The organism is Gemmiger formicilis, from assembly GCF_016901605.1.
In the GTDB taxonomy this organism is placed as follows: domain Bacteria; phylum Bacillota; class Clostridia; order Oscillospirales; family Ruminococcaceae; genus Gemmiger; species Gemmiger formicilis_B.
The window spans coordinates 1-229 of the sequence record NZ_JACJKP010000711.1; the positions used below are offsets into that span (position 1 = coordinate 1).

The 229-nt window shown below is 62.0% G+C and carries 1 pseudogene; it reads right to left on the reverse strand.

The features are described from left to right. Positions 1–229 (reverse strand): annotated as a pseudogene (locus H6B10_RS16570) (FAD-dependent oxidoreductase); the annotation flags it as partial.

Genomic DNA, 229 nt, shown 5'->3' on the forward strand with positions numbered 1-229 from the left:
TACCGCCGCTGATTTCGAAGGCATCCACACCGTGGGCGATCAGGTTGGGCACCAGATAGCGGATATCCTCCACCGTATTGCCCTGGGGGTCCCGCTCGCTGCCGCTGATGCGCAGAATCACCGGGAAATCCCGGCCGCAGCTTGCCTTGATGGCGTCCAGCACCTCATACAGCAAACGGGCGCGGTTTTCCAGCGATCCGCCGTAACGGTCGGTACGCTTGTTGCGCAT